The sequence below is a fragment of the Streptomyces calidiresistens genome (genome assembly GCF_014141525.1).
Lineage (GTDB): Bacteria > Actinomycetota > Actinomycetes > Streptomycetales > Streptomycetaceae > Streptomyces > Streptomyces calidiresistens.
In genome coordinates this window covers 1-2,921 of sequence record NZ_VKHS01000692.1, presented here as the reverse complement: position 1 = coordinate 2,921, position 2,921 = coordinate 1, and the positions used below count along the sequence as shown (strand labels likewise).

At 75.2% G+C, this 2,921-nt stretch carries 2 protein-coding genes; one reads left to right on the top strand and one right to left on the bottom strand.

Features of this window, described 5'->3' with window-relative positions; genetic code table 11:
* Positions 1 to 599, top strand: a 599-nt coding sequence (locus FOE67_RS21540) for a P1 family peptidase (RefSeq protein ID WP_182666495.1), incomplete at its 5' end; no start/stop codon positions are given.
* 110 nt (positions 600 to 709) lie between these two features.
* On the opposite strand, the gene FOE67_RS21535 is transcribed toward FOE67_RS21540, so the two are convergent.
* The gene (locus FOE67_RS21535) at positions 710 to 2,869 is read right to left on the bottom strand and encodes a PTS fructose transporter subunit IIABC (protein WP_182666494.1); all 2,160 of its coding nucleotides are present in this window, start codon (positions 2,867 to 2,869) and stop codon (positions 710 to 712) included.
* Positions 2,870 to 2,921 lie beyond the last annotated feature (52 nt).

The following is a 2,921-nucleotide window of genomic DNA, read 5'->3' as shown; positions in this document are numbered from 1 at the left end:
GCCTGAAGGGCGGGGTGGGCACCACCTCCACCCGCCTGCCGTCGGGGATCACGGTGGCGGCGCTGGTCGCGGTCAACCCGTCGGGCGAGGTGGTGGACCCCGGGACCGGGGCGCTGTGGGCCGAGCCGCACCGGGTGCCCCCGGCGGAGGTGCACGCCGCCGCGCTCCGGGCCGTGGAGGAGGCCCGGCGGGAAACCGACCGGCTCACGCCCAACACCCTGGCTCCGCCGATGAACACCACCCTGGCGGTGGTGGCCACGGACGCCGCCCTGGACCCGGCCCGGGCGCGGAGGATGGCGATGGTCGCGCACGACGGGTTGGCCCGCGCCATCCGTCCGGTGCACCTGCTCGGCGACGGCGACACGGTCTTCGGATTGGCCACCGGGACACGCCGGCTGCCGGAGGAGGAACCGGCCCGATCGGCGGAGACGAACGCCGTGCTGGCGGCGGGGGCGGATGTGTTGTGCCGGGCCGTGGTGCGGGGCGTGCTGGCGGCGGAGTCGGTGCGCACGCCGGGCGGGGTGTTCCTCTCCCACCGGGAGCTGTACGGGGCGCGGGAGCCGGGGGACGGCGGGAAGGCCCCCGCCGGCGAGGGGTGACCCGGCCGGCCCCCGCCCACGCGGCGTGCGCGCCACGTCCGCGCATGCCTGCGCCCCGTCCCCGGTGAGGGGGACGGGGCGCAGGCATCGAACCGCAGGCCGTACCCGGGTCAGGGGGCGGGAACGGTCTCCACCGCCCGCTCCGCCTGTTGGGCGCCGCGGGTGCCCTTGAGCAGGATCACCAGCGCCGCGGTCACGGCGGTGCCCACCGCGACGGCCAGCAGGTACAGGAAGGGGTTGCCGATCAGCGGTACCACGAAGATCCCGCCGTGCGGTGCCCGCAGGGTGTTGCCGAACGCCATCGCCAGGGCGCCGGCCACGGCGCCGCCGGCCATCGAGGAGGGGATGACCCGCAGGGGGTCGGCGGCGGCGAAGGGGATGGCCCCCTCGGTGATGAAGGAGGCGCCCAGCACCCACGCGGCCTTGCCGTTCTCCCGCTCGGCACGCGTGAACAGGCGACGGCGCACCACCGTGGCCAGCGCCATGCCCAGCGGCGGCACCATGCCGGCCGCCATGACGGCCGCCATGATCTGCAGGTTGGCCTCGGTCGGGGCGGAGACCGCGATGCCCCCGATGGCGAAGGCGTAGGCGACCTTGTTGACCGGCCCGCCCAGGTCGAAGCACATCATCAGGCCGAGCACGACGCCCAGCAGGACGGCGTTGGCACCGGAGAGCCCGGACAGCCAGTTGGTCAGGCCCTCCTGCGCCGCGGCGATCGGCTGGCCGATCACCACGAACATCAGGAAACCGACGATCGCCGAGGACAGGAGCGGTATGACCACCACGGGCATGATGCCGCGCAGCACGTCCGGCACCTTGAAGCGCTGGATGCCCAGCACCACACCACCGGCGACCAGACCGGCGACCAGGCCGCCGAGGAAGCCGGCGTCGATGGTGACGGCGATGGCGCCCCCGACGAAGCCGGGCACCAATCCCGGTCGGTCCGCCATGCCGTAGGCGATGTACCCGGCGAGGACGGGGATGAGGAACCCGAAGGCCGCCCCACCGATCTGGAACATCAGAGCGGCCCAGCTCTGGGTGTCGGTCCAGGTGAACTGCTCGATCACCGAGGGCGCGTCGGTGATCTCGTAGCCGCCCAGCGCGAAGGCCAGGGCTATCAGCAGACCACCGGCGGCGACGAAGGGAACCATGTAGCTCACGCCGGACATCAGCCAGGTGCGCAGCCTGATCCCGAAGTGGTCGCCGGCCCCGGAGCCCGCGGACATCGGCGGACCGTCGGCGGAGCCGTCGCCGGAGGGCAGGGGGGAGGTGCGCTCCCCGCGCTCGGCCCTGGCCCGGGCCTCGGCGATGAGCTCGGCCGGGCGGTTGATGGCGGCCTTGACCCCGGTGTCGACGACGGGCTTGCCCGCGAACCGCTCCTTCTCCCGGACCTCGACGTCGTGGGCGAGGATCACCGCGTCGGCGGCGGCCACCACGGCCGGGTCCAGGCGCTTGAAGCCCGCCGAGCCCTGGGTCTCGACGCTCAGTTCGATCCCGTCGGCACGGGCGGCCTGCTCGAGCGACTCGGCCGCCATGTAGGTGTGGGCGATGCCGGTGGGGCAGGAGGTCACGGCCACCACCCGGAAGGGGCGCTCCGACTCCGGGGTGGGCCCGGGCCGCACCGGGAACTCCCCGGGCGGGGCGGGGATCCCCTCCGCCCCGGTGTCCCCGTCGGAGCCCTCCCCGGAGCCGGGCGCGGTGTCGGTGGCGGCATCCTCCCGGGGGGTGTCCTCCCGGGGGGTGTCCTCCCGGGGGGTGGTCCCCGTCCCCGTGGCCCCCGCCGTGTCCGGGGCCCCGTCGACCGCCCCGGCCGACGGCTCCGCCGGGACGGGCTCCCCCGCGATCAGGGCGGCGGCCCGGCCGGGGTCGGTCGCCTCCCGCAGAGCGGTGGTGAACTCCTCCCGCATGAGTTCCCGGGCCAGGCTCGCCAGGATGGACAGGTGGTCGCGGTCCCCGCCCGTCGGGGCGGCGATCAGGAAGATCAGGTCGGCGGGCCCGTCCTGGGCGCCGAAGTCGATGCCCGCCGCGCTGCGGCCGAAGGCCAGGGTGGGCTCGGTGACGTGGGCGCTGCGGCAGTGCGGGATGCCGATGCCGCCCTCCAGCCCCGTGGGCATCTGTGCCTCGCGCGCGGCCACGTCGGCGAGGAAGCCGTCGAGGTCGGTGACGCGCCCCCGGGCCGCCATGCGCTCGGCCAGCGCCCGGGTGGCGTCTTCCTTGGTGGTGGCGGAGAGGTCGAGGTCGACCAGCTCCGCGCTGATCAATGTGCTCATCACGCGGCTCCGTTGGCGGGAGAGGGGGCGGCGGTCGGGACCCGTGCGGGGC